Below are 24,407 nucleotides of genomic sequence, written 5' to 3'. Positions count from 1 at the left end.
TCGCGCGCGCCGCTGAGCGCGCCGCGCTACTTGCGCTTCTTGGCGGGCATGATCGGCTTGGGCTCCGCGCGCGGCCCGCAGAACGTGTCCCGCGCCGGGGTCCGCCCGGTCAGCAGGTACCGCTCCACATGCTGGTTGGCGCAGGCGTTCGTCCCGAACGAGACACCGTGCGTCCCGGCCCCGCGCTCGGTCACCAGCGACGCGCCGGGCAGCCGGCGCCGCAGCTCGACCGCTCCGGAGTGCGGCGTCGCGCCGTCCCGCTCGGCGGCCAGCAGCAGCACCGGCGGCAGCGCGCCCGGCGCGGTCCGTACGTCGACCGGGCGGTGCGGCGCGCCCGCCTGCGGCAGGGCCACGTCGGTCACGTCCTCCGCGTACCGGTTGGGGTCCTGGACGGCGCCCCTCGGCGAGTAGCGGGGCCAGAAGGCGCACGGCAGGTTCATCCAGGCGTTGTCCCACGTCTCGAACGGCGCGACGCGCGCGCTCGCGGTGTTGTCCCGGTCCCAGACCCGCAGGTCACGCGGCCACAGTCCGTCGTTGCACTCCACGGCCGTGTAGACCGCGTTGCCGTTCTCGTCCGCCTTCTCGCCGCCCGGCAGCGGCGCGGCCTGCTTGAGCAGCAGCCTGGGATCGCCCTTGACGTACGCGGCGAGGGCCGCGGCGCGCACCGGCCAGTAAGCGTCGTTGTAGCCCGTCTTGAGGAAGGCGGCCTGCAACTGCGCCGACCCCACCTTGCCGCCCAGGGGCCGCTTGTGCAGCCGCTCCCGCACGGTGTCGTACGCGCGCAGCACCGCCTGCGGTGTCGTACCCAGGTGGTACACCTTGTGGTGCTTGGCCACCCAGCGGCCCCAGTCCTGCCAGCGGCGCTCGAAGCCGATGTTCTGGTCGAGGTTGTTGCGGTACCAGACCTGCCGGGGATCGGGGTTGACCACGCTGTCGAAGATCATCCGGCGGACGTGACCGGGGAAGAGCGTCGCGTACACCGCCCCGAAGTAGGTCCCGTAGGAGGCGCCCATGTAGGTGAGCTTCTTCTCGCCGAGCCCGGCGCGCAGCATGTCCAGGTCGCGGGCGTTGTTGGCGGACGTGTAGTGGCGCAGCGCGGGCCCCGCGTTGCGTGCGCAGCCCTGCGCGTACGCCTTCGCCTCGGCGGCCTTCTTGCGCTTGAACGCCTCGGAGGGGCGCCGCGGGCTCTCGCTCGGGATCTTGGCGTACTCCGCCGGGTCCTGGCAGGACAGCGGCGCCGAGCGCCCGACGCCGCGCGGCGCGTAGCCGACGAAGTCGTACGCCCGCGCCGTCCTGCGCCAGCGGTCCACCTTCGCGTACAGCGGGAAGTTCATGCTGGACGCCCCGGGACCGCCCGGGTTGAAGACGAGCGCGCCCTGGCGCTCCTTGGGTGAGCCGGTGGCGCGGGCCCGGCTCACGGTCAAGGTGATCTTCTTGTCCTTGGGGCGGGCGTAGTCCAGCGGGACGGTGAGCCGGCCGCACTCCACACCGGCCGGCAGGTGCTCCTCGGGGGCGCAGCGGCCGAAGACGACGCGGGGCGGTGCGGGCGCCGGGGCCTCGGCGGGGGCGGACCGGGTGGTCCCGTCCGCGGGGACGGCGACGAGGGCGGACAGGACCAGCGACCCGAGGGTGCCGTACAGCGCTACTGCTTTCACAAGCCGTCCCTTCGTATGGAGGCGCCCGGTGGGCATACAAAAGGGATGGTTGGGGCGTGGGTTGGGCTTGTAAAGCACCGCGCTCCGGTGTCGGGAGCTATGCCCCCAACGAGTGGAGCGCGGTGCGGGCGTCACGGCCGTTCGGCTCGTACAGCCATGCGTGGACCCGGCCCCGTGTTCCTCACTGGCAGCGGCGGCCGGAGTTGATGCACTGCACCGCGCGCGCCATCAGGTCGCGCGGCATGAAGTTGGCGAAGTCGGCGTGGTCGGTCACCGGCTTGCGCAGCTGTTCGGGGAAGCTGTCGAGGGCGAAGGCGCGCGGCCGGGGCTGCACGGCGTAGGTCAGCCGCATCTGGAGCTGCGGCACGGCCTTCGTGCCGGCGGGGCAGCGGCCCGAGGCCCGGTCGGGGAAGACGAGGTGCGTGCGGTGGTTGGCACTGTCCTTGTTCGCCCCGTCCCAGCAGCTCGGGAAGTCCAGCAGCCGTACGGCCTGGCTGCCGCCGGGGCACAGCGGGTACTTGTCGGCCAGGCGCCGGTTCTCGAAGCCGGTGCAAGTCCACTGCGCCCGCGCGTTGGCGGTGCCGTTGGTGAACGCCTTGGCGTCGCCCGTGATGGCGCGGAGGCCCTCGGGCATGGCGGCGACCTTGCCCGCCGGGCTGCCGCGGAAGGTCAGCGCGACCGAGCGGGGGGTCAGCACCTGGCCCACGTTCCCGTCCGCCGGGTCCTGCCCGTTGCCGCTGCTCGGGCCGTCCTGGCCGCTCAGGCGGCGCAGTACGGGCCAGAAGTACGCCGACTTGTCGCCGCGGGCGCAGGTGGTGCCGGCCGCGCGCAGCGAGTCGTCGGTGGAGAAGGCGTCCGTGGAGCGGTTGCCCACGTAGTCGTGGAGGTGGTGGGCGCCGTTGGCGACACCGGGAGTGACGATGAAGTTGTCGGGATTCTGGTGCCGGTTCTCGTTGCGGCCGCAGTTGCTGGTGAAGGTGCCGGTGGAGGCGTCGCGTCCGCCGCGCGGGGGCTGCGGGCCGGGCCGTACGGAGCGGATGTCGGCGAAGTCGCCTGCTGCCGGGACGCTTTGGCCGGTGCCGGGCGAGCCGCCGGGGGTGGTCGGAGCGCCGGAGCCGGTGGGTCCCGCGGGCCCGTCGGGGGCGTCGGCGGGGGTGTCCGACGGTCCGGCGGAACCGGTGCGGGGGGCGGTCGCGGTGGCGTTGTCAGTGGGCTGTGTCACGCTGGGTGACGTTGGTGAGGACGACGTGCCGGCGGGTGGGGACCCGGACGGGGGAGTGGTGTTGTGAGCAGAGGCATTGCCGGTCACGGAGACGAAGGTGCCGGCCGAACCGAGCAGGGCGAGCAGGGCGATCAGCACGAGGTGCGTGGTGCCGAGCCGCCGCCGGTGCCGCGGGGGCCGGGGGGCGGGCGGCGACGGCCGCGGTGGCGGCGAAGGGCGGGGCGGCCGCGGAGGCTCGGGAGTTCCGGAATCCCGGTGGCCGGGCATGTGGTCGGGCATGGGAGATCACTTCTTCCCGTTCTCTCAGGGGTGTTGACGCTGCTCGCCGGAGCTCCCGGCGGGAGCCGGGGCCCGGGTGGTGCCGCCGGTGGCGGTGGCGGGTGGCGTCGCGGGCGGAGGCAGCGAATACGTCGGTGACGGTGTGACGGGCGTCGGCGACGGGGCGGGCACCGCGTCGAGGGACGGCGGCGGGGCCGAGGGGCTCGGGGGCGGCGAAGCGGTGGCCGCGTCCTCGGCGATCGCGTCGAAGTCGACGAATCCGGTGCGCTCCAGCATGGAGATGTGGTCCAGGACCGTCCGGTTGGCGTCGTCGGCCAGGGCGCGGACGAGCGAGTTGCGGGTGGTCGCGCGGACCTGCGCGACGACGGTGAAGACCTTGCCGTGCGCCAGCCGCAGAATGTTCGCGAACTTGCGGTCGTACGCGGCCCCACGCGCGCTGCTCAGCTCCCTCAGCCACTGCTGCTGCTGGGCGTTGGGCAGGTCGGGCAGCCCGAGGCCGAGCTGCGCGGCCACTTCGCGTACGTGCCGGTCGAGCGAGGCGTGGCCGTCGACGAGATGGTCACCCGCCTCCCGTACGGCCGGTACGGTCCCGCGCTGCTGGGCCTGCTGGCCCGCGGGCAGCTCCCACAGGCCCGCCAGCCGTACGCGGTTCACGAAGTCCCGGTCGAGCGCGGACAGCGGGCCGAACGAGGTGGCGACGGTCTGGGTGTTGACGTCCCCGCCCGCGCCCGGCCGGTCGGCGAACGACCAGATGGGGAAGAGCAGCGCGGCGAGGGTCGCGGCGAGCGCGGCGACGACGAGGCCGGTGCCGGTTACGGATCGCATGGTGCCTCCTGGTGCGGCACCGCACGCTAGTGCGCTCTGTGCTGCTCCCGTCCTCCGTTCGGGGAAGCCCCGTCAACGTGCCCTGACCGCTGGTACGTTGACCGGTTGCCCAGGGGCTCCAGGCGCATCAGGGGCTCCGGAGGCGCGGGGCGGCACGGGCGTCGGCGGTGCCGGCCACCGCCGACGCCACGCGGCTCAGCCGCCGCAGCCGCCACCGCCACCGCAGGACGAGGAGGAACTGCTGCAGCTCGATCCGGAGCTGCTGCCGCAACTCGACCCGGAACTGCTGCCGCACGACGATCCGCCGCTGCACGACGATCCCCCGCCACCGCTCGACGATCCGCCGCAGCCCGACCCCGACCCGCCGCCGCACGACGAACCGCACCAGGACGTGTGCGAGTCGTCGTCGGGCACATTCCAACCGCAGGCCGCGTTCGAGGAAGCCGTCGACGAGCTGCCGGAGGACCCGGAGTACGACCCGGCGGAGGCGCCCACCGCCGCGCGCTGCGCCTCGTCGAGCTGGTCCCGCAGCACGTCGTCCGCCAGCAGCGCGGTACTGCCGAGCGCCACGATCAGCGCGGCGGACTGGGTGGCTTCGCTCACCAGGTCCTTCTTGTGCACCGTACGGTACGTCCGTACCGCCGCGGTACCGGCCGGCGTGACCCGCCGCCCCAGCACCTTCCGGCACACCACGCCGGTCACGGTGCCGAGGATCGCCGCGGGCAGGATCTGGAGGACGAAGGGCACCCCTTCCCCGCCGATGACTCCCGTGAGGGTGAGAAGCAGGACGAGCACGAGGCCCGCCGCACAGATCCCGGTCTGCCAGGCGGCGAGGAGACGCCAGGGGCGGCCGGCGCGCGGGTGCCGCATCAGGCCGCGCTTCGCCAGCCGGTCGCCGATGGCCTGGACGGCCGGGGACCGCATGACATGGCGGCGCAGGGTGTCCAGCGAGCCGTCCGGGGTCCGCGCCAGCGAGTCCAGCACGGCCGTCTCGACCGGGTCGTACGCCACCGACTGCCGCACGGACACCACACCGGGCCCGCCCACGGCGAGCCGGCCGTCCTGGTGCATCCCGGCTATCGCGGCGTCCGTCACCCGGGGCGGGCCGCCGGCGAGGAAGGCGATCTCCCAGAGTTCGTACTGCGACGCCCGGCGGTACTTGGGCCGGGGCGCCGACCGGACGATACGGACGGTGCGGACGACGAGCAGCAGTGCGGAGGCGGTGACCGCCAGGGTGACGAGAAGAGCGGGCATGTCCTTCACCTCCGGTGGAGAGCGCGGCGTACGGCGTGGGCGATTCGGTGGGCGGGACCGCCGCGAGGCGGCTTGGGACCGGCGCGATCTCGCCACCACTGCGTCAGTCGGCGGTGGGCGTCCGGGTCTGCCAACCGTCCTTCGGCCAGCAGGTGGACGGCGAAGTCCATGGCGTCCTGGCGGTAGCCGTGGCGCATGGGCCGGTGACGTGCGTAGGCGAGGAAGCCGGGCCGGTAGTCCGTGCCGAGGATGTCCGGCAGTTCCGGCGCGATCTTGGCGACGACGGAGGCCCGCTTGGCGGCCAGGGCCCGGCTCTGGATCAGCAGCCGCCGCCGGTCGAAGCCCTCCGGTGCCGGTGTCCCGGCGACCAGCGCGGAGAGCAACGCGGTCTGCGCGACGGCCAGGCGCCGGCGGGCGGCGTCGGTGGTGGACATGGCTGCGGCGGAAGTCCCGGTCGTGCCGATGGCCGTGGCCGTGGCCGTGCCGCGCGGCACGGCCACCCCGGGCGTCCGGAGCGGTGGTGCCGGTGCCGGCAGGACGGCCGGGGCCGGGGCCTCCTTCAGCACGGTGCGGATCGTGTCGAGTTCGGCGGCGAGTTCACCGGTCGCCGGGAAGTCCTCGTCCCGCTCCAGCAGGACGCCGGGCGGGGTGACGCGGGCGCAGAGTGCGGCCAGGACGTCCAGGACGGGCCGGGTCACCGGGTGGGCGTGGGTGTCGTGCCAGACCCCGTCCCGCTCGATGCCGCCCGCCACGTGTACGTACGCGATGGCCTCGACCGGCAGCTCGTCCAGTGCCGTGGCCGGGTCCTCGTTCCGGTTCACCTGATTGGTGTGGAGGTTGGCGACGTCGATGAGCAGCCGTACGCCGGTGCGCTCGACCAGTTCGGCGAGGAACTGCCCCTCGGTCATCTCCTCGCCGGGCCAGTTGACCAGCGCCGCGATGTTCTCCACGGCGAGCGGCACGGGCAGCGCGTCCTGCGCGATCCGGACGTTCTCGCAGAGCACGTCCAGCGCGTCGCGGGTACGGGGCACCGGCAGCAGGTGCCCCGCCTCCAGCGCGGGGGAGGCGGTCAGCGGGCCTCCGGCCCGTACGAACGCGATGTGCTCGGTGACCAGCGGCGCGCCCAGTGCCTCGGCGCGTTCGGCGAGCGCGGCGAGCCGGGCCGCGTCCGGACGCCCGGCGCCGCCGAGCCCGAGGGAGACGCCGTGGGGCACCACGGTCGTGCCGCGGGCGCGCAGTGCCTGCAAGGCGGGTGGGAGATGACCTGGACAGATGTTCTCGGCGACGACTTCCACCCAGTCCACGCCGGGCAGCTCCGCGATGCCGTCGGCGATCTCGGGCCGCCAGCCGATGCCCGTACCGAGCCGGTCCATGGTGGTTCCCCCTCCCACTCGTGCACCCCCGTGGTGTCCGGTAGTCATCGCCGCGCCGGGGCCGGGCCAACCCCGGAGGGCGCGGGTTCAGAGCATGATTTGAGCTTGCGAGGTGCCGTGCCCGGCGGTTCAGCGCGCGGTCTCGACGCCGACCGCGGCGCCCAGCGCGAGCAGGACACCGCCGGTGGCCTGGTCCATGCGCCGGCGGACGCGGGGGCGCTGGAAGAAGGCGCGCGCCCGGTGCACCGCCAGGGCGATCCCGCCGAGCCAGACCAGGCCCAGTACGGCATGCACGGCGACCAGCAGCAGGGTCGTGGCCACGACCGGCGCGTCGTGCGGGATGAACTGCGGCAGCAGGGACATGTACACGACCCCGACCTTGGGATTCAGGACGTTCGTCAGCAGCCCGGTGCGGAACGCCTGGAGCGGCGACTGCCGGTCGGCCGGCCCGGCCTCCGGAACGGGAACGCCCGCCTCGGTGCCGCCCGCCTCGGCGCCACGCGCCGCTTTCGAGGCGCGGCGGGCGCTGCGCAGCGCCTGGAAGCCCAGCCACATCAAGTACAGCGCGCCGGCGACGCGCAGCGCGTCGTACGCCGCCTGCGACGCCGACAGCATGGCGGTCAGTCCGGCCGCTCCGGCCAGTCCCCACACGAAGCAGCCCGCGGCTATGCCGAGCGCGGCGCACAGCGCCGACCGCCGCCCCGAGCCGAGGGACGTCCGCAGCACCACGGCGAAGTCGGGGCCCGGCGAGACGGTGAGCAGGACGGCCACCGCGGTGAAACCAAGGAGAGAGGAGAACACAGGACGTAACCGTACGTCGTCCTCCGGCCAACGTTTCCCCGGCACCCCTCCGTCCGCGCGCACACCGCTGCGTACCTCTTGCCCGGGGGCCGGGCGCCTGCTCCCATGGCCATCGGGGGGTGATGGGTATGAGTGACTTCCGTCCCGGGCCCGGAGCACACGAGGGAAAGCAGGAGACGCGGTACGCGAGCGACCCGGACCGGCTGTTCCTGCCGCCGGACGACGACCTCGCACCGAACCGCCCGGGGGAGGCCCTGCGGGTCCGGCTCGCCGAGCAGCCGCGCGCCAGGGCGGCCCTGTGGTGCGCCCGCCTGCTCGGCCGGCGCCGGCCCCAGGACGCCTGGCACCGGCAGCTCCTCGGCGAACAGGCCGTCGGCACGGCCCTGGACCAGCTGGCGGCCGGCGGCTGGTACGTGATCCACTCCATCCCCCTGCCGCCCGCGGCGGTCATCGGGCACCTGCTCATCGGGCCCGGCGGCGTGCTGTGCGTCGGCACCCATCACGTACGCGGGGCCCGGGTGCGGGTGGGGGAGGACACCGTGGGCACCGGCCGCGGCCGCGAGCCGCAGCCGTACGTCCGCGATTGCCGGCAGCACGCCCGGCGCGCCGCGTACGTGCTGACCCGAGGCTGCCGGTTCCGCGTCGAGGCGCGGCCGGTGCTGGCCTTCGCCGGAGCGGCGGACGTGGAGCTGGACCCGGCGCTGCGCGACGTACGGGTGATACGCGACGAACGCGACATACCCCTGCTCGGACGGCTCGGCGGGGTGCTCGCCCCCGACCGCGTGGAACGCGTCTACACGGTCGCCCGCAACCGCCGCACCTGGCTACGGGCCTGAGCCGCACCTGGCTACGGGCCGGAGCCGTACGTGGCTACGGGCCTGAGCCGTACCTGGCTAGGGGCCTGAAAGCCGCCCGGAACCGGGCGGCCGCCAGGCCCGTAGCCTCCCGGCGGACCTTTACCTCAGCCTGTCGGGGGGCTCCCGGGCTCGCGCACGGCTCGGCGGACGGCATCGCGGAGCCAGTGGTGGGCTCCGTCGGCGGCGTGGCGGGGATGCCAGGCCATACCGATGGTCACCGGCGGCAGGGGCAGGGGGATGTCGAGGAGGCGCAGCCCGAGGGCGGTGGCGGTGTCGGTGACGGGCGAAGGCGCGGTGCCGGGCGCCGCGGTGGGCACGAGGCAGACGATGTCGCTGCGCGCGGCGAGGGTCATCGCGGCCACATGACTGGGCAGGACGGCGGCCACCCGGCGGTGCAGGTTCAGCTCGGCCAGAGCGGTGTCCAGGGGGCCGGTGAACCGGCCGCGGCGGCTGACCGAGACGTGTTCGGCGGCGGCGAGCCGGGCCGGGGTCAGCTCCCCTTCGGTGAGCGGGTGGCCGGGCCGGACGGCCGCCGTCATCCGGAGGGTGACCAGCTCTTCGACCCGGGTTTCCGGCGCGATGTGGTCGATGGCTCCGATCTCCAGGTCGATCCGGCCGTCGCGCAGAGCCGGACCGGCTTCCAGCTCCTCGGCCCGGAACCGCAACGAGACCTCCGGCGCCTCCTGCCGGACCAGCCGCAGCAGCCCGGGGGCCAGGGTCGCGCCGACCAGGTCGGCGGCCTGGAGGGTGAAGGTGGTGCGCAGGGTGGCGGGGTCGATACCGGCGCCGGGGGTGAGCAGGGTGCCGAGACGGCGTACCACCACGGCGGCTTCGTCGCGCAAAGCCTGGGCGCGGGGCGTGGGGACCATGGTCTGCCCGGCCCGGACCAGAAGAGGGTCCTGGAGGACGCGGCGCAGACGGGCCAGGGTGCGGCTCATGGCCGCGGGGGAGGTGTGCAGGCGCGCGGCGGCGCGGGTGACGCTCTGCTCGGCGAGCAGGGCGTCCAACGCGACGACGAGGTTGGCATCGATGACCGGGTCGGGACTGTTCACCGGCGTCATTCCATTTCAGGCAAAGATCCCTTGCTGACATTCCCATTGTGGCAACACCCGGCCGTCCGCAGGATGAAGACGTACCGATCCGGTCGCCCCACGAGGTCGTCGAAGCCCGCCGTCAGGCGGTCCGCTCGGCCGTCATCCGTGGTGTGCGCGACCGCCTTCACCTGCCCCTTCGGAGGAACCGTCATGTCCGCACAGGAAACCGCACCGGTGGTCACCGCCTTCATGCTCATCAAGACCACGCCCGAATGGCTCGCCATGACCCCGCACGAGCGGGTGGACGCCATGAACACCAAGGTCATGCCGGTGGTGAAGGCCAAGACCACCGGCGTCCGGTCGCGCTTCTACGACACGGAGTTCTACTCCACCCGCGTCACCGATGTCTGGGTCTGGGAGGCCGACGACCACGCCGCCTACCAGCTCCTGATCGACGCGCTGCGGGAAACCCCCTTCTGGGACCGCTACTTCGAGGTCGTCGACATCCTGGTCGGCGTCGAGAACGGCTACGCCCGCACGTACGACGTCGACCCCGTCACGACCGTCGCCACCTGAGGCACCGCCCCTCCCGGGGCACCGGCCCTCCCCCGTACCTAGACCCGCGCCCGCAGCGCCGGATGGTCGGCGACGACCGTGCACGAACCGGGCACCACCTCGGTGAATCCCGCGTCCCGCACCACGGGCAGGCCGCCGGCCGTCAGTTCGGTCCACCGGTGGGGCGGGCACGGGCGTACCGACAGGGGGAAGCCGGCCGCGCGCCAGGCGGCGCGGTCGGCCTCGGGCAGGGCCCACCAGGCCAGTTGCGCGCCGTGGCCCGTCTGGGCCATCGACTTGCCCGCCGACATGTCCAGTTCCGGGTTGAGCCACAGCACCGGGGTGCCGGTGGCGGGGGCGGCGGGCTCCCGCGGGTCGTCGAGGTGGGTGCCGGAGACCTGGAGGCGGGCCAGGTCCTTGGGCCAGCCGTCCAGCGGGACCGGCGGGAAGACCCGGACCTCGGCGCTCTCGCCGTGCACCGTGATGCCCGGCAGTGCCGCGGCGCGCCGCCACTCCGCGCCGCGGGCCCGGCGCACGACCTTGCGGATCCGGGCGTCCTCCCAGGCGTGTACGGCTGCCGCCCACTCGCCGTCGCCCGTCGCCCGCTCGTCCGAGAGCAGGGTCAGCACGGCCCGTGCCGAGGTCTCCAGCGCGTCCGTACGGGCGGGCGGATCGTCCCGCTCGATCCGGACGACGAGGGGGAGGACGTACTGCGGGGCGGCGTCGCGGCCGGTCTCCGCGGAGCGGGGCGCGTCGGCCGCGGCGTCGGTCGGATCGCCGGGTCCGGCGAGATCGGTGCTGGTCACACGGACCAGTGTGCCAGCCGCCCGGAACGGCACCGAGCGGGCCGGCGCCTTGGCGGAACGGATCGTTCCGGGTGATTATCCTCCTTATGCACAGCGACCTCTTCGCCTCCGAGAACGTGGTCACGCCGGCCTCCGCGCCCGGCATGACCCTGCAGAACGCCAAATCGGTCAAGTACGCCGTGGACGGCGAGTGTTTCGCGCGCCAGGGCTCGATGGTCGCCTACCGCGGCGACCTGCAGTTCGAGAAACAGGGGCAGGGCGTCGGCAAGTTCCTCAAGCGGGCCGTGACCGGCGAGGGCCTGGCCCTGATGGCCGTGCGCGGCCGCGGCGAGGTCTGGTTCGCGCACGAGGCCGCCAACTGCTTCATCGTCGACCTCGCCCCCGGCGACGGCCTCACCGTCAACGGCCGCAACGTGCTGTGCTTCGACCCGTCCCTGTCCTACGAGATCTCCACGGTCAAGGGCGCGGGCATGACCGGCGGCGGCCTGTTCAACTCCGTGTTCTCCGGCCACGGCAAGCTGGCCGTGATGTGTGAGGGCAACCCCCTCGTCATCCCCGTGTCGCCGCAGGCCCCGGTGTTCGTGGACACCGACGCGGTGGTCGGCTGGACCGCGTCGCTGAAGACCTCGCTGCACCGCTCGCAGAGCCTCGGCTCGATGCTGCGCGGCGGTTCCGGCGAGGCGGTGCAGCTCCGGCTGGACGGCGAGGGCTTCGTGATCGTACGGCCCAGCGAACTCCGCCCCGAGAAGGCGGCCGGGAACTGACGGCGGGGGCGGCGGGGCAGCGACGAGGTGCGAGGGCCGGGGGACCGATGAGGCTGGACGGGGTCGGGCGGCGTTACGGGGTACGTGGCCCGTGGGTGCTGCGCAACATCGACCTCGACCTGCCGCGCCGGTCGCTGGTGCGGCTCGAAGGCCACAACGGCAGCGGCAAGTCGACGCTGCTGCGGATCGTGGCCGGGATCGACGCGCCCAGCAGGGGCCGGGTCACCGGGCGCCCGCGCAGCGCGTACGTACCCGAACGCTTCCCCGCCGCCCTGCCGTTCACGGCCGTCGGCTACCTCACCCACCTCGGGCGGATCCACGGCCTGCGCGGCCCCGCCGCGGCCCGCCGCGCCACGGACTGGCTCGAACGTTTCGGCGCCGGCGGCCACGCCCGTACGCCGCTCGCCGAGCTGTCCAAGGGCACCAGCCAGAAGGTCGCGCTGACCCAGGCCCTGCTCGCCGACCCGGAACTCCTCGTCCTCGACGAAGCCTGGACGGGCCTGGACCCGGCGGCCCGCGACGTCCTCGACCGGACGGTGGCCGAGCGCGTCGCGGCGGGCGGCACGGTCGTCTTCGTCGACCACGACCCGCGGCGCCTGGCGGGCGCGGCCGACGCGCGGTACCGCGTCACGGGCGACGGCCTGGACCGGCTCCCGGACAGGGCGGGGACGGGGACGGACGTGCGCCCGGCGGTCGCGGGGACGGACGTGCGCCTGGCGGTCGCGGGAATGGACGTGCGCCCGGCGGACGCGGGGACCGACGCGCGACCGGCGGAGGACGGGGCGCGGCCGCCCGGCCTTCAGGTGATCATCGAGGCGGAGGGCCCCGGCGCGACCGGCCACCCCACCCCGCGCGACCTCGCCGACCTCGCCGAGCTGCCGGGCCGGCCGTACGTCACGCGGGGCCCGGACAGCGGTACGACGGTCCGGCTGGCCGTTGCCGCCGCCCACTCCGACGCGCTGCTGCGCGCCCTGCTCGCGGCGCACCCGCCCTGGCACATCCGCGCGGTCGCCCCGGCACCACCCGCGCCCCCTCCGGCCGCCCCGGTCCCCGACGAAACCCGGTACCCGTGATCCCGCTCCTCCGCTACCAGTTCGCCCTGCTCCTGCGGTCGCACCGCTGGCTGCCGCCGGTCCTCCTCCACGCCGCCCTCCTCGCGGTGGGCGTGCAGAGCGGCGGGCCGATCCTCGACTCGTACGGTGTCGCCGCGTTCGGGCTGCTGCCCCTCGCCGCCTGGCTGTGCCGGATCTGCGTCACGGGCGAGCCGCCGGCCGCCCGCTCCTGCACGGCGGCGGCAGCCGGGCCCGGCAAGGCGCACCTCGCCGCCGTCCTGACGGGAGGCCTGTCGGCGGCGGGCCTCGCCCTCGTCGGCGCGGCGTACGTCTCGCTCGTCGCCGACCCGCACGCCGCCGACCACCGGACCGCCGTCCCCGTGCTCGCCGCCGCCTGCGCCGGACTGCTCGCCGGGCTGGTCTGTGTGCTGCTCGGCACCGCCGTCGGGGCGCTCTGCAACTGGCCGGTGCTGCGCAGCACCGGCTGGTCGATCGTGTCCGGACTGCTCGCCGCGCTCCTGCTGCTGATCGGGAGCGCCTCGCCCGCGAACGCCGCCGTCTCCGGACTGGTCACCGGCTCCGCCCACGGGACGATCACCCTGCCCTGGCTGCCGCTCCTCACCGGCCTGCTGATCGCGGGCGCCGCCACGGCCCTGTCCTGCCGCCTCAGCTCCCGCCGCGGCTGACGAGCACCCTGCCACGACACGTACGCCCGCTCGTGGACCCGCCGCCACGCCCGCTCGCACGCCCGTCCGTACGCCCGCTCGCACGCCCGGCGCGTAGGATCGGACGTATGCCGGGCACCGAGGAAGAGCAGCCGAACCGTACGGACGAAGGGGCGGACAGCGGCCCGCCCCGCGCCGACTGTGTGCACTGCGGCGAGCCCACCGAGTACCCCGCCGACCGGCCCGGCGCGCTCCTGTGTCCGCACTGCGAATGGCTGGAAGCCCAGCGCTCGGCCTGCTCCGGTTAGTCCCCTTCCGCTCTCCTAGTCCTCCCAGGGCCCGGTGACCGCGAACGTCGTGCCCGGCGTGTAGCAGTTGACGTACATCGTGCGGTGGTCGGGGGAGAAGGTGACGCCCGCGAACTCGCCCCACTCGGGCTTCTCCGGCGTGCCGACGTTCTGCCGGCCGCGGGCCACCGGGTACACCGTGCCGCGCCGGGTCAGGCCGAAGACGTGCTGCGCCCCGTCGCCGTCCTCGCACACCATCAGCCCGCCGCCGGGTGCCAGGCAGATGTTGTCGGGGGACTCGCCGGGCAGCCGCACATCGGCGTCCGGGCCGAAGACGACCACCAGCGTGAGGCGGCGCGCGGCCGGGTCGTACCGCCACACCTGGCCCTGGTGGTCGGCGGCCGAACCGTCCTTGCTCCGCGCGAAGCTGGAGACGAAGTAGACGCTGGAGCCGCCCCAGTAGCAGCCCTCCAGCTTCTGTGCGTGGGTGATGCCGCGCGGCCCGAAGTCCTGGAAGCGGACGGGGGTCTGCCGGGCGAGCGGGTCCGGGACGTCCACCCACTCCACGTGGCGGAAGCTGGTGCCGGGCTCCTGGACGGCGGAGAGGTCCCCGACATCCGGTACGCGCAGGGCCTGGAGCCGTCCGCCGGCCCGCAGGGAGCCCCGGCCGCCCAGCGGTTCGGCGGGCCGGAACCGGTAGAAGAGGCCGAACGGCTTGTCGAAGGCGTCCTCGGTCTCGTAGACCGTGCCGGTCCCCGGGTCGACGGCTATGGCCTCGTGCTGGAAGCGGCCCATGGCGGTCAGCGGTACGGCGCCGGTGCGGCGCGGATCGTACGGGTCGACCTCGAAGATGAAGCCGTGGTCCTTGGTGTACCCGCCCTCGCCCGCCCGCAGCTCGGTCTCCTCGCAGGTGAGCCAGGTGTGCCACGGGGTGGGCCCGCCCGCGCAGTTGGTGGAGGTGCCGGCGATGGCGACGCGCTCGGACAGCACGCGGTGGTGCCGGTCCACCTCCAGCGCCGTACAGCCGCCCTCGCCCGCCGGGTCGTAGGTCAGCCCGCCGACGGCGGGGACGGGGACGCGGGACTTGCTGCGGTTCTCGTGGTTGCGTACGAGATGGACGCGGCCGTGGCGGCCCGGGAAGGCCGCCATGCCGTCGTGGTTGCTCGGTATGCGGCCCTCGCCGGAGGGCAGCGGGGCGCCCTCACGGGACAGCACCCGGTACCGGAACCCCTTCGGCAGGTCGAGCAGACCCGCCGGGTCGGGTATCAGGGGGCCGTAGCCGTGCCGGCCCGCGCCCCGCGCGGTGGCGGTGCCGGCGAAGACCTCGGGGACGCTCCCGGCGAAGGCGATCGATACGCCCAGCGCGCCGGTTCTTGCCAGGACCTGACGACGTGTCGCGGACATGGGCAACTCCCTGCTGGCGGACAGGTGAAGTGACCCGCATGTGTGTACCACGCACGCCGGCCGCCGGGAACCGGCCGCGCGCGGGCGCGGAACCCGCCGCACCGGCCGGGAGCCGCGGCTACGTCGCCGTCCTGACCGCTACCCCTCCACCAGCGGCTTGGCGTCGCGGGCCAGCGCCGTGAGCCGGGAGATGGCGCGGAAGTACTTCTTCCGGTAGCCGCCCTTGAGCATGTCCTCGCTGAACAGCGCGTCGAACGGCTTGCCCGCCGCCACCACCGGCACCTCCCGGTCGTACAGCCGGTCCGCGAGGACGACCAGGCGCAGCGCGGTGGACTGGTCCGGCACCGCCTGCACATCGGTCAGGCAGACGGCGGTGATGCCGTCGCACATCGCCCCGTACCGGCTGGGGTGCACCTTCGACAGGTGGTCCAGCAGCGACGGGAAGTCGTCGAGCGAGGCGCCAGGGGTGCGGTGGGCGGCACGGCTGACGCTCGCGTCGTCGAACGGGGGCGGGGCCTCGGGCAGACCGCGGTGACGGTAGTCCTCGCCGTCGATGCGCAGCGGCCGGAAGTGGGCGCTCAGGCCCTGGATCTCGCGCAGGAAGTCGGCCGCGGCGAAGCGGCCTTCGCCCAGTTTGCCGGGGAGCGTGTTGGAGGTGGCGGCGAGCGCGACGCCCGCCTCGACCAGCCGGCTCAGCAGGCTGGAGACGAGCACCGTGTCACCGGGGTCGTCCAGCTCGAACTCGTCGATGCACAGCAGGCGGTGGCCGCTGAGCGTCTGCACGGTCTGCTGGAATCCGAGTGCGCCGACCAGGTTCGTCAGCTCCACGAACGTGCCGAACGCCTTGAGCGCGGGCTCGGCGGGGGTCGCGTGCCAGAGGGAGGCCAGCAGGTGCGTCTTGCCGACGCCGTATCCGCCGTCCAGGTAGACGCCGCGCGGACCCGAGGGGGCCGCGGCCTTCTTGGCGCTCCGGCCGAACCAGCGCCGCTTGCCGCCGCCGGTCTCCGTACCGCCGCCGATGCCCGCGGCGAAGCCGCTCAGAACCTCTACGGCCGCGGCCTGGCTGGGCTGGTCAGGGTCCGGGATGTACGTCTCGAAGCGCGCGCTCTGGAACCGCGGCGGCGGGACCATCTCCGCCACCAGGCGGTCGGCCGGGACGTGCGGCGCGCGCGAGGTGAGCGCGGCGGGGGCCGCTCCGGCCCCGTCGGCCGGCGGCCCGGCTATGGGGGAGGACTGGGATGACGAGGGCTGGGAAGGCGACACAGCCGTCCAGCCTAGTCGCTGTGCGGGAGGACTCCGCCGGGTGAGCGAGGCATGTCACACTGCCGCCTATGCGACGCCTGTTTCCCCTTCCCGCCCCGCCCGTGCCGTCCGGTGATTTCCCGCACACCGCGGATACTCCGCAGGACGGGAATTCCGCCGCCGTCGCGTCCGCTCTCGCGGCGGAACCGGGCGCCATTGCCGGAACCGCGACGGGGACCGACGCCGGAGCCCTTTCCGGCGCCCCGGATTCCGGTACGACGGGCCCGGTCGATTCCGGTACGGCGGACGCGGCCGATTCCGCTACGGCGGACGCGGCCGATTCCGCTACGGCGGACGCGGCCGATTCCGCTACGGCCGGTGCCGCTGAATCCCGTACGGCGGCTCCGGCCGATTTCCGTACGGCCGGTGGTGCCGAATCCGCACCGGCCGGCGCCGCCGATTTCGCCGACCGCCGGTGGAGCCTGGACGAACTGGCCGACGCCTACGCGTACCCCCGGCTCGACGAGGGAGCGGGCTGGCTCCGCGCCAACATGGTCTCCTCGCTGGACGGCGCGGCCCACCACGAAGGCCGCTCGCAGCCGCTCTCCGGCGACGCGGACATGCGGATCTTCGGCGTGCTGCGCGGCCTCGCGGACGCGGTGGTCGTCGGCGCCGAGACCGTACGCAAGGAGGGCTACCGTCCGGCCCGCGCCCGCGAGGCGTTCGCGGCGCGCCGGGCCGCCGCCGGGCAGGCACCCGCCCCCGTCATCGCGGTGGTCACCGCGAGCCTGGACCTGGACTTCGCGCAGCCGCTGTTCACCGAGCCGCTGGTGCCGACGGTCGTGGTGACCGGCGCGGGGGCCGACGAGGACCGGGTACGGACCGCGCGCAAGGCCGGTGCCGAGGTCGTCTTCGCCGGTGAGGGGGCCGCCGTCGACCCGTCGCGGGTGGTCGGCGCGCTGGCCGGGCGGGGCCTGACCAGGCTGCTGACGGAGGGCGGGCCCCGGCTCCTGGGTCAGTTCGCCGGAAGCGGGGCACTCGACGAGTTGTGCCTCTCGCTGGCACCGCTGGTGGTCGCCGGCGACGCGTCGCGCATCATGAACGCGCCGGTGACGACCGTTCCGGAAACATTCGAACTCGCGTCCGTACTGGAGGAGGCCGGCTTCCTGTTCACCCGTTACCGCCGGTCCTGGACAAAAGGCGGAATTATTCGTTCCGCTTAGCTTCCGCTGGGCACACTAAAGGCCAACAGGTCCCGTGTGGCGACGGGGCAGGATGGTTTCTGTCGGTCCGCTCCCCGGACGGGCCGCGAGAGATGAGAAGAAGGGCGCCCGCCGTGTTCACGAGCGTATTGATGATCGAGAAGCCCCTGACGCCCGCCGACGTGGAGTTCGTCACCACGCTGCACGGCGACGACCAGGTCTCCTTCGTCGTCCTCATGCAGCCGCGCGGCAATCAGGACCGCCTGCTCAGGGCCATCGACGATGTCGCCCTGGGCGAGTTCGAGGACGCCGTACGGGAAGGCGACGAGCCGGAGGGCGCCCAGGCGGAGCCGCCCGCCGAGCGCGCCCTGTCCTACACCCTGCACGCCCTGCGGGAGGCGGGCGCCGAGGCGGTCGGGCAGGTCGTCGAGGACCACCCGCTGGACCTGCTGCGGTCGGTCGTCGACGAGACCGGCGCCGACGAGGTGATCGTGCTGACCGCCCCGCACTTCGTCGAGGAGTTCTTCCACCGGGACTGGGCCTCCCGCGCCCGGCACAAGGTCGGCGTGCCCGTGCTGAAACTCTTCTCGCACGCGGCCGACGACCCGGCCCAGGACGTGGCGCACAACCCGGCCAAGGGCCCGGCCGACGGCTCCGCCGGAAGCTGAGCCGCCCGTTCGGCGTCTAGCTGAGCCGCCCGTCCGGTACCTGACCGAGCCGCCCGTCCAGCATCTCCGCGACCGCGTCCACCGCTTCCAGGTGGGCGCGGTCGTGCGTGACCAGGACGGTCGCGGTGGCGCGCCGGCGGGTGAGCGTGGTGAGCAGGTCGAGGACCGCGGCGCCGCGCTCGTGGTCCAGCGCGCTGGTCGGCTCGTCGACCAGCAGGACGGCCGGCTCGTTCATCAGCGCCCTGGCGATGTTGACCCGCTGCCGCTGGCCGCCCGAGAGCTGGTGCGGTCGGCGCGCCGCCTGGTCGGCCAGACCGACCGCGTCGAGCAGTTCCAGGGCCCGCGGCCGGGCGGCGCGCGGCGCCCGGCCGTCCAGGTGCGCCATCACCTGCAACTGCTCCGCGGCCGTCAGGGAGGGCAGCAGGTTGGGCTGCTGGAAGACCATGCCGACGCGGGTGCGGCGCAGCGTGGTCAGCTCGGCCCGGCCCATTCCGGTGGTGTCCGTACCGTCGATCACCACCTGCCCGGCCTCCGGGGTGATCAGTGTGGCGGCCACCGCCAGCAGGCTGGACTTGCCGGAGCCGGAGGGTCCGACCACGGCGGTCACGGACCCCGGCGGCACGGTCAGCGTCACGTCGTCGAGGGCGGTGAGGCGGTCGGCGCCGTCCGGGTAGGTGAGAGTGACGCCGGTGAGGGCGAGACCGGCGGACGGGGTGGTTCCGGTTGTGTGGCTCGTGCGGGGCCGGGAGGTGGCGGAGTTCGTCTTCATGAGGTCCGTCGCTGCGTAGGGAATCGGGTGGGGTGCGGGTGGTGGGAGCGCGGTACGGCCCGGTCTTTCGCGTCAGCGGAATCCGTACGGAGTGGTACGGGATCGGGGACGGAACGGAACCGAACGGAGTTGTACGGGGCCGCGGACGAAACGGAACCGGGGCCAGAACCGGGATGGCGGACCCGCACCGGAATTCCCGGCACCGGTTCCCGGATGGTGCGGGCCGTACGCCCGGCGGCCCGGGAATTCACGTCCGGAGCGGTCCGCGAGAAGCGGACCGGGAACGGACACGCCTTCACGGGTACCGCTCGGGCGGGGAAGACCCGCCCGACTCACCGCGCGCTCCCCAGCGCCGTCAGCGGATCGACGGCGGTGATGCGGCGGATGGACAGCGCGGCGCCGACGGCCCCCAGCGCGATCATGACCAGGGCCGGGACCAGGACCGTGGCCGGGTCCAGGACGAACGGCACGGTGCCGCCGACGGCCGCGCCGGCCGTCGCCGCGAGCGCGGTGCCCACGCCCGTACCGATCACCAGCAGGACGACCGCCTGGCCGAGCGCGTCCCGCAGCAGACAGCGGGTGGGCGCGCCGAGCGCCTTGAGCACCGCGACGTCACCGCTGCGCTGGATCGTCCAGACCGTGAAGAACGCGCCGATGACCAGCGCCGAGATGGCGAAGAGGAAGCCGCGCATCAGCTGGAGCGAGCCGTTCTCCGCGGTGTACGAGCCGATGGCGTTCAGGGCTTCGCCGGTCGTGACGGTACGGGTACCGAGCTTCCGGTCGGCGGCGGACAGGTCGGCGTCCGGGGAGGTGGTGAGGGCGACCACGGTGGCTGAGCCGGCCCCGCCGTCGGAGGCCCGGGGAGTGCCACCGTGTCCGGAACCCCCGGCCACCCCTGACCAGTCGTCCAGCGACGTCCAGACCACCGGCGTGTGGCTGTACATGGCCTCGCCCGCCACCGCGGCGGCCGTCAGCGTCCGCCCGTTCAGCGTGAAGGTTCCGCCTGCCCGTACGCCCAGCTCGTGCGCGGCCTTCGCGGACAGCACCGCCGAGCCGTCCGCGATCCGTCCGGCCTCGGGTGCCAGGTGCGAGCCGGGCCGTATCCCGAAGGCGGACAGCGCGGCGGTCCGCCGGTCCGGGCCGTCGCCCGCCGTGGCCTTGGCCGTACCGATCCCCAGCGGCTCCGCCGAGCCGACCCCCGGCACCTTCGCCCAGGACTCCCAGGTCCGCTTGCCGACGTGCGAGTCGGTGAACGAGACGTCGGCACCGCCGTCCACGGGCGCGGCGAAGGCGAGGCGGTCGGCGGGCAGCGAGGTGAGGGCCGAGGTGTTCTCCCGGCCCAGGCCCGCCGTCAGGCCGGACAGCAGCCCCACCAGCACCGTGATCAGCACGATGACGGTGCCCATCAGGGCGAACCGGCCCTTGGCGAATCTCAGGTCTCTCCAGGCGACGAACACGGGGGCTTGGCCATCCTTCCGAGGGGCGCCGGGCCCGGTGCCCGGCGGCTGCCCCCACCGTCGCCGGGGGAGGGGGCGCCGGACATCGCGCCCCGGAGTGGTTCGCCCGCATCGAAAGGCCAGGTCTGTCCTCCACCTTTTGATTGATGCCGGTACGGTCCCGGGCGCCTAGCCTGGAAGAGCTGTGACTCCCCACTCCCTGACCCCCGCCCTGCGGGTGCTGCGCGGCTGCCTGCACCTGATGGTGACCGCCCTGCTGGCGCTCGCCGCCGTACGGGCCGTCGCCGACCACAGCCCGGACGCCCCGGCCGTCGTCGGCGCCGCCGTCCTGCTCCTCGCCGTGTACGCCGTCGGCCCCACGCTGCCGCCGGTCCGCACCTCGACGGCCGCCGCGGTGCTCTGGCTCGCCGCCGTCATGGCGGTGTGGGCCGTGCTGCTCGCCCTCACGCCCCTCGGCGTCTGGCTCGCCTTCCCGCTGTTCTTCGTCCAGCTGCACCTGCTCCCGCTGCGCTGGGCGCTGCCCGCCGTGCTGGTCACCACCCTGGTCGCGATCGGCGGGTTCGGCTGGCACACCCGTACGCTCACCGTCGGTACGGTCATCGGCCCCGCGCTGGGCGCGGCGGTCGCCGTCGCCGTCGTCCTCGGCTACCAGGCCCTCTACCGGGAGAGCGAGCAGCGCCGCCGCCTCATCGAGGAGCTGACCGCGGCCCGCAGCGACCTGGCGGCCGCCGAGCACGCCGCCGGGGTGCTCGCCGAGCGGGAACGGCTCGCCCGCGAGATCCACGACACCCTCGCGCAGGGCCTCTCCAGCATCCAGCTGCTGCTGCGGGCCGCGGAACGGGCGATGGAGCGGCGGACGGACACCGCCACCGCGCTCGGCCACGTCCAGCAGGCCCGGCAGGCCGCCGTCGACAACCTCGCCGAGGCCCGCCGCTTCGTCCGGGCGCTCAGCCCGCCCGACCTGGAGGCCGGGACGCTGCCCGCCGCCCTGGAACGGCTGTGCGCCACCACCGCACGCTCCTCCGGCCTGGCCGTGCACTGCCAGGTCTCCGGGGCGCCCGTCGAACTGCCCACCCCGCACGAGGTCGCGCTGCTGCGCATCGCGCAGTCCGCACTGGCCAACGCGGTCCAGCACGCGCACGCCGGCCGGGCCGAGCTGACCCTCTCCTACATGGACACCGAGGTCGCCCTCGACGTGGTGGACGACGGGGCGGGCTTCGCACCCGACGCGGTGCCGTCCCCCGGCTCCGGCGCCGCCGAAGGCACCGGCTTCGGGCTGGCCGCGATGCGGGCCCGCGCCCGCGCGCTGCGCGGCACGCTGGCCGTGGAGTCGGCGCCCGGCGAGGGCACGGCGGTCGCCGTCACCCTGCCGTACGCACAACCGGCCGTGCCCCGGACCCCGGCCGCGGCCCCCACCCCCGACACCCCTCCCGAACAGGCCACCGCGTGACCCACTGCCCCGAGACCGGCACCGGCACCGGCTCCCGCCCCGGAACCGGCCCCGGCCCAGGCCCCGAGACCGCCCCTGCCCCCGGCCCCGGGACCGCCCGTACCTCCGGCCCCGGGACCGCCCGTACCCCCGGCCCCGAAACCGTCTCCGACCCCCGCCCCACCGCCATCGGCCTCCTCCTCGCCGACGACCACCCGGTCGTACGGGCCGGGCTGCGCGCCGTCCTGGAGACCGAGCCGGACTTCGAGGTCGTCGCGGACGTCCCCACGGCCGAGGAGGCCGTCGAACGGGCCGCCCGGCCGGACGTCGACGTCGTCCTGATGGACCTCCAGTTCGGCGGGCGGATGCTCGGCTCGCAGGCCACCGCCGCCATCACCGCCCGCGAGGACGCCCCGCGCGTCCTCGTCCTGACCACGTTCGACACCGACGCGGACATCCTCGCCGCCATCGAGGCCGGAGCCACCGGCTACCTCCTCAAGGACGCGCCGCCCGAGGAGCTGGCCACGGCCGTCCGTACCGCGGCGGCCGGCAAGTCCGCCCTCGCGCCGACCGTCGCCCTGCGCCTGATGGACCGGATGCGGGCGCCCGCCACGGCCCTCTCCCGGCGCGAGACCGAGGTGCTGCAACTGGTCGCCGACGGCCTGTCCAACGCCCGGATCAGCAAGCAGCTCTTCCTCAGCCAGGCCACCGTCAAGTCCCACCTGGTGCACATCTACGCCAAGCTGGGCGTCGACTCCCGTACGTCGGCGGTCGCCGCGGCCACCGCGCGCGGGCTGATCCGCCGCTGAACCGGTACCCCGGCCCGCCCGGCACGGGCTGTCGGTGCCGGGTGCGAGAATCGTGCGCGTACGGACCGAAGAGATCGACGAGCAGGAGACTGACGCATGGCACCGTCCCCGGGCATCCCCGACGCGATGGACCGACCGCACTTCATCGGCATCGGCGGCGCCGGGATGTCCGGCATTGCGAAGATCCTCGCGCAGCGTGGCGCCCGGGTCGCGGGCAGCGACGCCAAGGAGTCGGCGACCGTCCGCGCGCTGCGCGACGCCGGCGCCACGGTCCACCTCGGCCACGCCGCCGCCCACCTGGCCGAGGACGCCACCAGCGTCGTCGTCTCCTCCGCGATCCGTGACGACAACCCGGAGCTGGCCGCCGCCCGCGAGCGCGGCATCCCCGTCGTGCACCGCTCCGACGCGCTCGCCGCCCTGATGGACGGCCTGCGCCCGATCGCCGTGGCCGGCACCCACGGCAAGACGACCACCACCTCCATGCTGGCCGTCTCCCTCGGCTCGCTGGGCCTGTCCCCGTCGTACGCGATCGGCGGCGACCTGGACGCCCCCGGCTCCAACGCCGAGCACGGCAGCGGCGAAATCTTCGTGGCCGAGGCGGACGAGAGCGACCGCAGCTTCCACAAGTACGCGCCCGAGGTCGCCATCGTCCTCAACGTGGAGCTGGACCACCACGCCAACTACGCCTCGATGGACGAGATCTACGAGTCCTTCGAGACCTTCGCCGCCCGCATCCGCCCCGGCGGCACCCTGGTGATCTCCGCCGACCACCCCGGCGCCCGCGAGCTGACCGCCCGCCTCACCGGCCGCCTGGACATCGACATCGTCACGTACGGCGAGGCCGAGGACGCCGACGTACGGGTCCTCAAGATCAACCAGCGCGGGCTGACCAGCGAGGTCACCGTCGTCCTCGCCAACGGCAAGGTCCTCACCTTCACCGTCTCCGTACCCGGCCGGCACTACGCCCTGAACGCCGTCGCGGCCCTCGCCGCCGGCACCGCGCTCGGCCTCCCGCCGCACAACCTGGCCTCCGCGCTCGGCACGTACACCGGCGTCAAGCGCCGCCTCCAGCTCCAGGGCGAGGCGGCCGGCGTGCAGGTCATCGACTCCTACGCGCACCACCCCACCGAGATGACCGCCGACCTGGAGGCCATCCGCGGCGCCGCCACCGGCTCCCGCGTCCTGGTCGTCTTCCAGCCGCACCTCTTCTCCCGGACCCAGGAGCTGGGCAAGGAGATGGGCGAGGCGCTCACCCTCGCCGACGCCTCCGTCGTGCTGGACATCTACCCGGCCCGCGAGGACCCGGTCCCGGGCGTCACCAGCGCCCTGATCATCGACGCGGCCCGGGCCAAGGGCGCCCGGGTGACCGCCGAGTCCGACATGTCCGCGATTCCGGAGGTGGTGGCAGGAATGGCGGAGCCCGGCGACCTTGTTCTCACCATGGGCGCGGGCGACGTGACCGAACTCGGCCCGCAGATCCTCGCGCGCCTGCAGAACCGATAGGAAGCAGAGGGACTCATGCCGTACGAGATCGACAAGCCGGACGAGCAGTGGCGCGCCGAGCTGACCCCGCAGGAGTACCAGGTCCTGCGCCAGGGCGGCACGGAGCCCGCGTTCGTCGGTGAGTACACCGACACCAAGACGGCGGGCGTCTACTCCTGCCGCGCCTGCGGTGCCGAACTCTTCCGTTCGGAGACCAAGTTCGAGAGCCACTGCGGCTGGCCGTCCTTCTACGACCCGAAGGACAGCGACGCCGTCGAGCTCCTCCAGGACCGTTCGCACGGCATGGTCCGCACGGAGGTCCGCTGCGCCCGCTGCGGCTCCCACCTCGGCCATGTCTTCGAGGGCGAGGGCTACCCGACCCCGACCGACCAGCGGTACTGCATCAACTCGATCTCGGTGCGGCTGGCGCCGGACGGGAGCTGACCACAGGGCCGCCGGGCCCGGCGCGGAGCCGGACCGGCGGCCGTACGGTGCGTATCCGCCCCTTCGCCCCGC

The 24,407-nt window shown here is 74.2% G+C and carries 24 protein-coding genes; 12 read left to right on the top strand and 12 right to left on the bottom strand.

Annotated features, from left to right (window positions below):
- Positions 1 to 26 precede the first annotated feature (26 nt).
- The 6 genes from OEIGOIKO_RS09045 to OEIGOIKO_RS09020 form a co-directional block, all read right to left on the bottom strand.
- A complete protein-coding gene (locus OEIGOIKO_RS09045; RefSeq protein ID WP_174857140.1) occupies positions 27 to 1,655 on the bottom strand; it encodes an alpha/beta hydrolase in 1,629 nt (542 codons plus the stop codon).
- Positions 1,656 to 1,836: 181 nt separating this feature from the next.
- On the bottom strand, positions 1,837 to 2,877 hold the full coding sequence (locus OEIGOIKO_RS09040) for a DUF1996 domain-containing protein (protein ID WP_307721222.1): 1,041 nt from the start codon (positions 2,875 to 2,877) through the stop codon (positions 1,837 to 1,839).
- Positions 2,878 to 3,180: 303 nt separating this feature from the next.
- Positions 3,181 to 3,981 (bottom strand): DUF4142 domain-containing protein, encoded by an 801-nt coding sequence (locus OEIGOIKO_RS09035; protein WP_125053539.1) that lies wholly within the window; start codon positions 3,979 to 3,981, stop codon positions 3,181 to 3,183.
- Between the two features lie 195 nt (positions 3,982 to 4,176).
- Entirely contained in the window at positions 4,177 to 5,235 is a 1,059-nt protein-coding gene (locus tag OEIGOIKO_RS09030) for a TIGR04222 domain-containing membrane protein (protein WP_125053537.1), read from the bottom strand.
- Between the two features lie 5 nt (positions 5,236 to 5,240).
- The gene (locus OEIGOIKO_RS09025) at positions 5,241 to 6,608 is read right to left on the bottom strand and encodes an MbnB/TglH/ChrH family RiPP precursor modification enzyme (RefSeq protein ID WP_125058596.1); all 1,368 of its coding nucleotides are present in this window, start codon (positions 6,606 to 6,608) and stop codon (positions 5,241 to 5,243) included.
- Between the two features lie 129 nt (positions 6,609 to 6,737).
- Positions 6,738 to 7,409 (bottom strand): LysE family translocator, encoded by a 672-nt coding sequence (locus tag OEIGOIKO_RS09020; RefSeq protein ID WP_125053535.1) that lies wholly within the window; start codon positions 7,407 to 7,409, stop codon positions 6,738 to 6,740.
- Positions 7,410 to 7,537: 128 nt separating this feature from the next.
- Here OEIGOIKO_RS09020 and OEIGOIKO_RS09015 point away from each other — a divergent pair, with 128 nt between their 5' ends.
- A complete protein-coding gene (locus tag OEIGOIKO_RS09015) occupies positions 7,538 to 8,245 on the top strand; it encodes a nuclease-related domain-containing protein (protein WP_170251660.1) in 708 nt (235 codons plus the stop codon).
- Between the two features lie 125 nt (positions 8,246 to 8,370).
- On the opposite strand, the gene OEIGOIKO_RS09010 is transcribed toward OEIGOIKO_RS09015, so the two are convergent.
- Complete coding sequence (locus tag OEIGOIKO_RS09010; RefSeq protein ID WP_170251658.1) at positions 8,371 to 9,327, bottom strand: LysR family transcriptional regulator; 957 nt, start codon at positions 9,325 to 9,327, stop codon at positions 8,371 to 8,373.
- Positions 9,328 to 9,510: 183 nt separating this feature from the next.
- Between OEIGOIKO_RS09010 and OEIGOIKO_RS09005 the strand changes: the two genes are divergently transcribed.
- Complete coding sequence (locus OEIGOIKO_RS09005; RefSeq protein WP_125053529.1) at positions 9,511 to 9,876, top strand: darcynin family protein; 366 nt, start codon at positions 9,511 to 9,513, stop codon at positions 9,874 to 9,876.
- A 38-nt stretch (positions 9,877 to 9,914) separates the two neighbouring features.
- Here the strand turns inward: OEIGOIKO_RS09005 and OEIGOIKO_RS09000 are convergent, their stop codons facing one another.
- Complete coding sequence (locus tag OEIGOIKO_RS09000; protein WP_125053527.1) at positions 9,915 to 10,661, bottom strand: peptidyl-tRNA hydrolase; 747 nt, start codon at positions 10,659 to 10,661, stop codon at positions 9,915 to 9,917.
- Positions 10,662 to 10,747: 86 nt separating this feature from the next.
- On the opposite strand from OEIGOIKO_RS09000, the gene OEIGOIKO_RS08995 reads away from it, so the two are divergent.
- From OEIGOIKO_RS08995 to OEIGOIKO_RS08980, 4 genes are all read left to right on the top strand, one after another.
- Positions 10,748 to 11,425 (top strand): AIM24 family protein, encoded by a 678-nt coding sequence (locus tag OEIGOIKO_RS08995; RefSeq protein WP_125053525.1) that lies wholly within the window; start codon positions 10,748 to 10,750, stop codon positions 11,423 to 11,425.
- Positions 11,426 to 11,472: 47 nt separating this feature from the next.
- Complete coding sequence (locus OEIGOIKO_RS08990; RefSeq protein ID WP_125053523.1) at positions 11,473 to 12,498, top strand: ABC transporter ATP-binding protein; 1,026 nt, start codon at positions 11,473 to 11,475, stop codon at positions 12,496 to 12,498.
- The gene (locus OEIGOIKO_RS08985; RefSeq protein WP_125053521.1) at positions 12,495 to 13,163 is read left to right on the top strand and encodes an ABC transporter; all 669 of its coding nucleotides are present in this window, start codon (positions 12,495 to 12,497) and stop codon (positions 13,161 to 13,163) included. The genes OEIGOIKO_RS08990 and OEIGOIKO_RS08985 overlap by 4 nt, the downstream gene beginning before the upstream one ends.
- 107 nt (positions 13,164 to 13,270) lie before the next feature.
- On the top strand, positions 13,271 to 13,450 hold the full coding sequence (locus OEIGOIKO_RS08980) for a hypothetical protein (protein ID WP_125053519.1): 180 nt from the start codon (positions 13,271 to 13,273) through the stop codon (positions 13,448 to 13,450).
- Between the two features lie 15 nt (positions 13,451 to 13,465).
- Here OEIGOIKO_RS08980 and OEIGOIKO_RS08975 read toward each other — a convergent pair whose 3' ends face one another.
- Complete coding sequence (locus OEIGOIKO_RS08975; protein WP_125053517.1) at positions 13,466 to 14,833, bottom strand: alkaline phosphatase PhoX; 1,368 nt, start codon at positions 14,831 to 14,833, stop codon at positions 13,466 to 13,468.
- A 138-nt stretch (positions 14,834 to 14,971) separates the two neighbouring features.
- Positions 14,972 to 16,096, bottom strand: a complete 1,125-nt coding sequence (zapE, locus tag OEIGOIKO_RS08970) for a cell division protein ZapE (protein ID WP_371858902.1) — start codon at positions 16,094 to 16,096, stop codon at positions 14,972 to 14,974.
- A gap of 461 nt (positions 16,097 to 16,557) precedes the next feature.
- Between zapE and OEIGOIKO_RS08965 the strand changes: the two genes are divergently transcribed.
- Entirely contained in the window at positions 16,558 to 17,298 is a 741-nt protein-coding gene (locus OEIGOIKO_RS08965) for a pyrimidine reductase family protein (protein ID WP_125058594.1), read from the top strand.
- Between the two features lie 113 nt (positions 17,299 to 17,411).
- A complete protein-coding gene (locus OEIGOIKO_RS08960; RefSeq protein ID WP_307721221.1) occupies positions 17,412 to 17,945 on the top strand; it encodes an indole-3-glycerol phosphate synthase in 534 nt (177 codons plus the stop codon).
- A 16-nt stretch (positions 17,946 to 17,961) separates the two neighbouring features.
- On the opposite strand, the gene OEIGOIKO_RS08955 is transcribed toward OEIGOIKO_RS08960, so the two are convergent.
- The gene (locus OEIGOIKO_RS08955; protein WP_125053512.1) at positions 17,962 to 18,714 is read right to left on the bottom strand and encodes an ABC transporter ATP-binding protein; all 753 of its coding nucleotides are present in this window, start codon (positions 18,712 to 18,714) and stop codon (positions 17,962 to 17,964) included.
- Between the two features lie 332 nt (positions 18,715 to 19,046).
- The gene (locus tag OEIGOIKO_RS08950; RefSeq protein ID WP_125053510.1) at positions 19,047 to 20,171 is read right to left on the bottom strand and encodes an ABC transporter permease; all 1,125 of its coding nucleotides are present in this window, start codon (positions 20,169 to 20,171) and stop codon (positions 19,047 to 19,049) included.
- 241 nt (positions 20,172 to 20,412) lie between these two features.
- Here OEIGOIKO_RS08950 and OEIGOIKO_RS08945 point away from each other — a divergent pair, with 241 nt between their 5' ends.
- The 4 genes from OEIGOIKO_RS08945 to msrB all read left to right on the top strand — a co-directional run bounded on the left by OEIGOIKO_RS08945 (position 20,413) and on the right by msrB (position 24,335).
- Positions 20,413 to 21,621, top strand: coding sequence for a sensor histidine kinase (locus OEIGOIKO_RS08945; protein ID WP_125058593.1), 1,209 nt, complete (start codon positions 20,413 to 20,415; stop codon positions 21,619 to 21,621).
- A 167-nt stretch (positions 21,622 to 21,788) separates the two neighbouring features.
- On the top strand, positions 21,789 to 22,409 hold the full coding sequence (locus OEIGOIKO_RS08940; protein WP_125058592.1) for a response regulator: 621 nt from the start codon (positions 21,789 to 21,791) through the stop codon (positions 22,407 to 22,409).
- Positions 22,410 to 22,505: 96 nt separating this feature from the next.
- Complete coding sequence (gene murC / locus OEIGOIKO_RS08935) at positions 22,506 to 23,912, top strand: UDP-N-acetylmuramate--L-alanine ligase (protein WP_125053508.1); 1,407 nt, start codon at positions 22,506 to 22,508, stop codon at positions 23,910 to 23,912.
- Between the two features lie 15 nt (positions 23,913 to 23,927).
- On the top strand, positions 23,928 to 24,335 hold the full coding sequence (gene msrB / locus OEIGOIKO_RS08930; protein WP_030024422.1) for a peptide-methionine (R)-S-oxide reductase MsrB: 408 nt from the start codon (positions 23,928 to 23,930) through the stop codon (positions 24,333 to 24,335).
- Positions 24,336 to 24,407 lie beyond the last annotated feature (72 nt).

The sequence above is a fragment of the Streptomyces paromomycinus genome (genome assembly GCF_003865155.1).
Classification (GTDB): domain Bacteria; phylum Actinomycetota; class Actinomycetes; order Streptomycetales; family Streptomycetaceae; genus Streptomyces; species Streptomyces chrestomyceticus.
Note: the sequence above shows the minus strand (reverse complement) of the source record. Positions and strands in the feature narration are given on the sequence as shown.

Bases quoted from the DNA above. Each gene is read 5' to 3' on its own strand.
- OEIGOIKO_RS08990 (WP_125053523.1), top strand. From the start codon at position 11,473: ATGAGGCTGGACGGGGTCGGGCGGCGTTACGGGGTACGTGGCCCGTGG.
- OEIGOIKO_RS08975 (WP_125053517.1), bottom strand. From the start codon at position 14,833: ATGTCCGCGACACGTCGTCAGGTCCTGGCAAGAACCGGCGCGCTGGGC.
- msrB (WP_030024422.1), top strand. From the start codon at position 23,928: ATGCCGTACGAGATCGACAAGCCGGACGAGCAGTGGCGCGCCGAGCTG.
- OEIGOIKO_RS09015 (WP_170251660.1), top strand. From the start codon at position 7,538: ATGAGTGACTTCCGTCCCGGGCCCGGAGCACACGAGGGAAAGCAGGAG.
- OEIGOIKO_RS09025 (WP_125058596.1), bottom strand. From the start codon at position 6,608: ATGGACCGGCTCGGTACGGGCATCGGCTGGCGGCCCGAGATCGCCGAC.
- OEIGOIKO_RS08980 (WP_125053519.1), top strand. From the start codon at position 13,271: ATGCCGGGCACCGAGGAAGAGCAGCCGAACCGTACGGACGAAGGGGCG.
- OEIGOIKO_RS08945 (WP_125058593.1), top strand. From the start codon at position 20,413: ATGGTGACCGCCCTGCTGGCGCTCGCCGCCGTACGGGCCGTCGCCGAC.
- OEIGOIKO_RS09030 (WP_125053537.1), bottom strand. From the start codon at position 5,235: ATGCCCGCTCTTCTCGTCACCCTGGCGGTCACCGCCTCCGCACTGCTG.
- OEIGOIKO_RS09005 (WP_125053529.1), top strand. From the start codon at position 9,511: ATGTCCGCACAGGAAACCGCACCGGTGGTCACCGCCTTCATGCTCATC.
- OEIGOIKO_RS09010 (WP_170251658.1), bottom strand. From the start codon at position 9,327: ATGACGCCGGTGAACAGTCCCGACCCGGTCATCGATGCCAACCTCGTC.
- OEIGOIKO_RS08995 (WP_125053525.1), top strand. From the start codon at position 10,748: ATGCACAGCGACCTCTTCGCCTCCGAGAACGTGGTCACGCCGGCCTCC.
- OEIGOIKO_RS08955 (WP_125053512.1), bottom strand. From the start codon at position 18,714: ATGAAGACGAACTCCGCCACCTCCCGGCCCCGCACGAGCCACACAACC.
- murC (WP_125053508.1), top strand. From the start codon at position 22,506: ATGGCACCGTCCCCGGGCATCCCCGACGCGATGGACCGACCGCACTTC.
- OEIGOIKO_RS09035 (WP_125053539.1), bottom strand. From the start codon at position 3,981: ATGCGATCCGTAACCGGCACCGGCCTCGTCGTCGCCGCGCTCGCCGCG.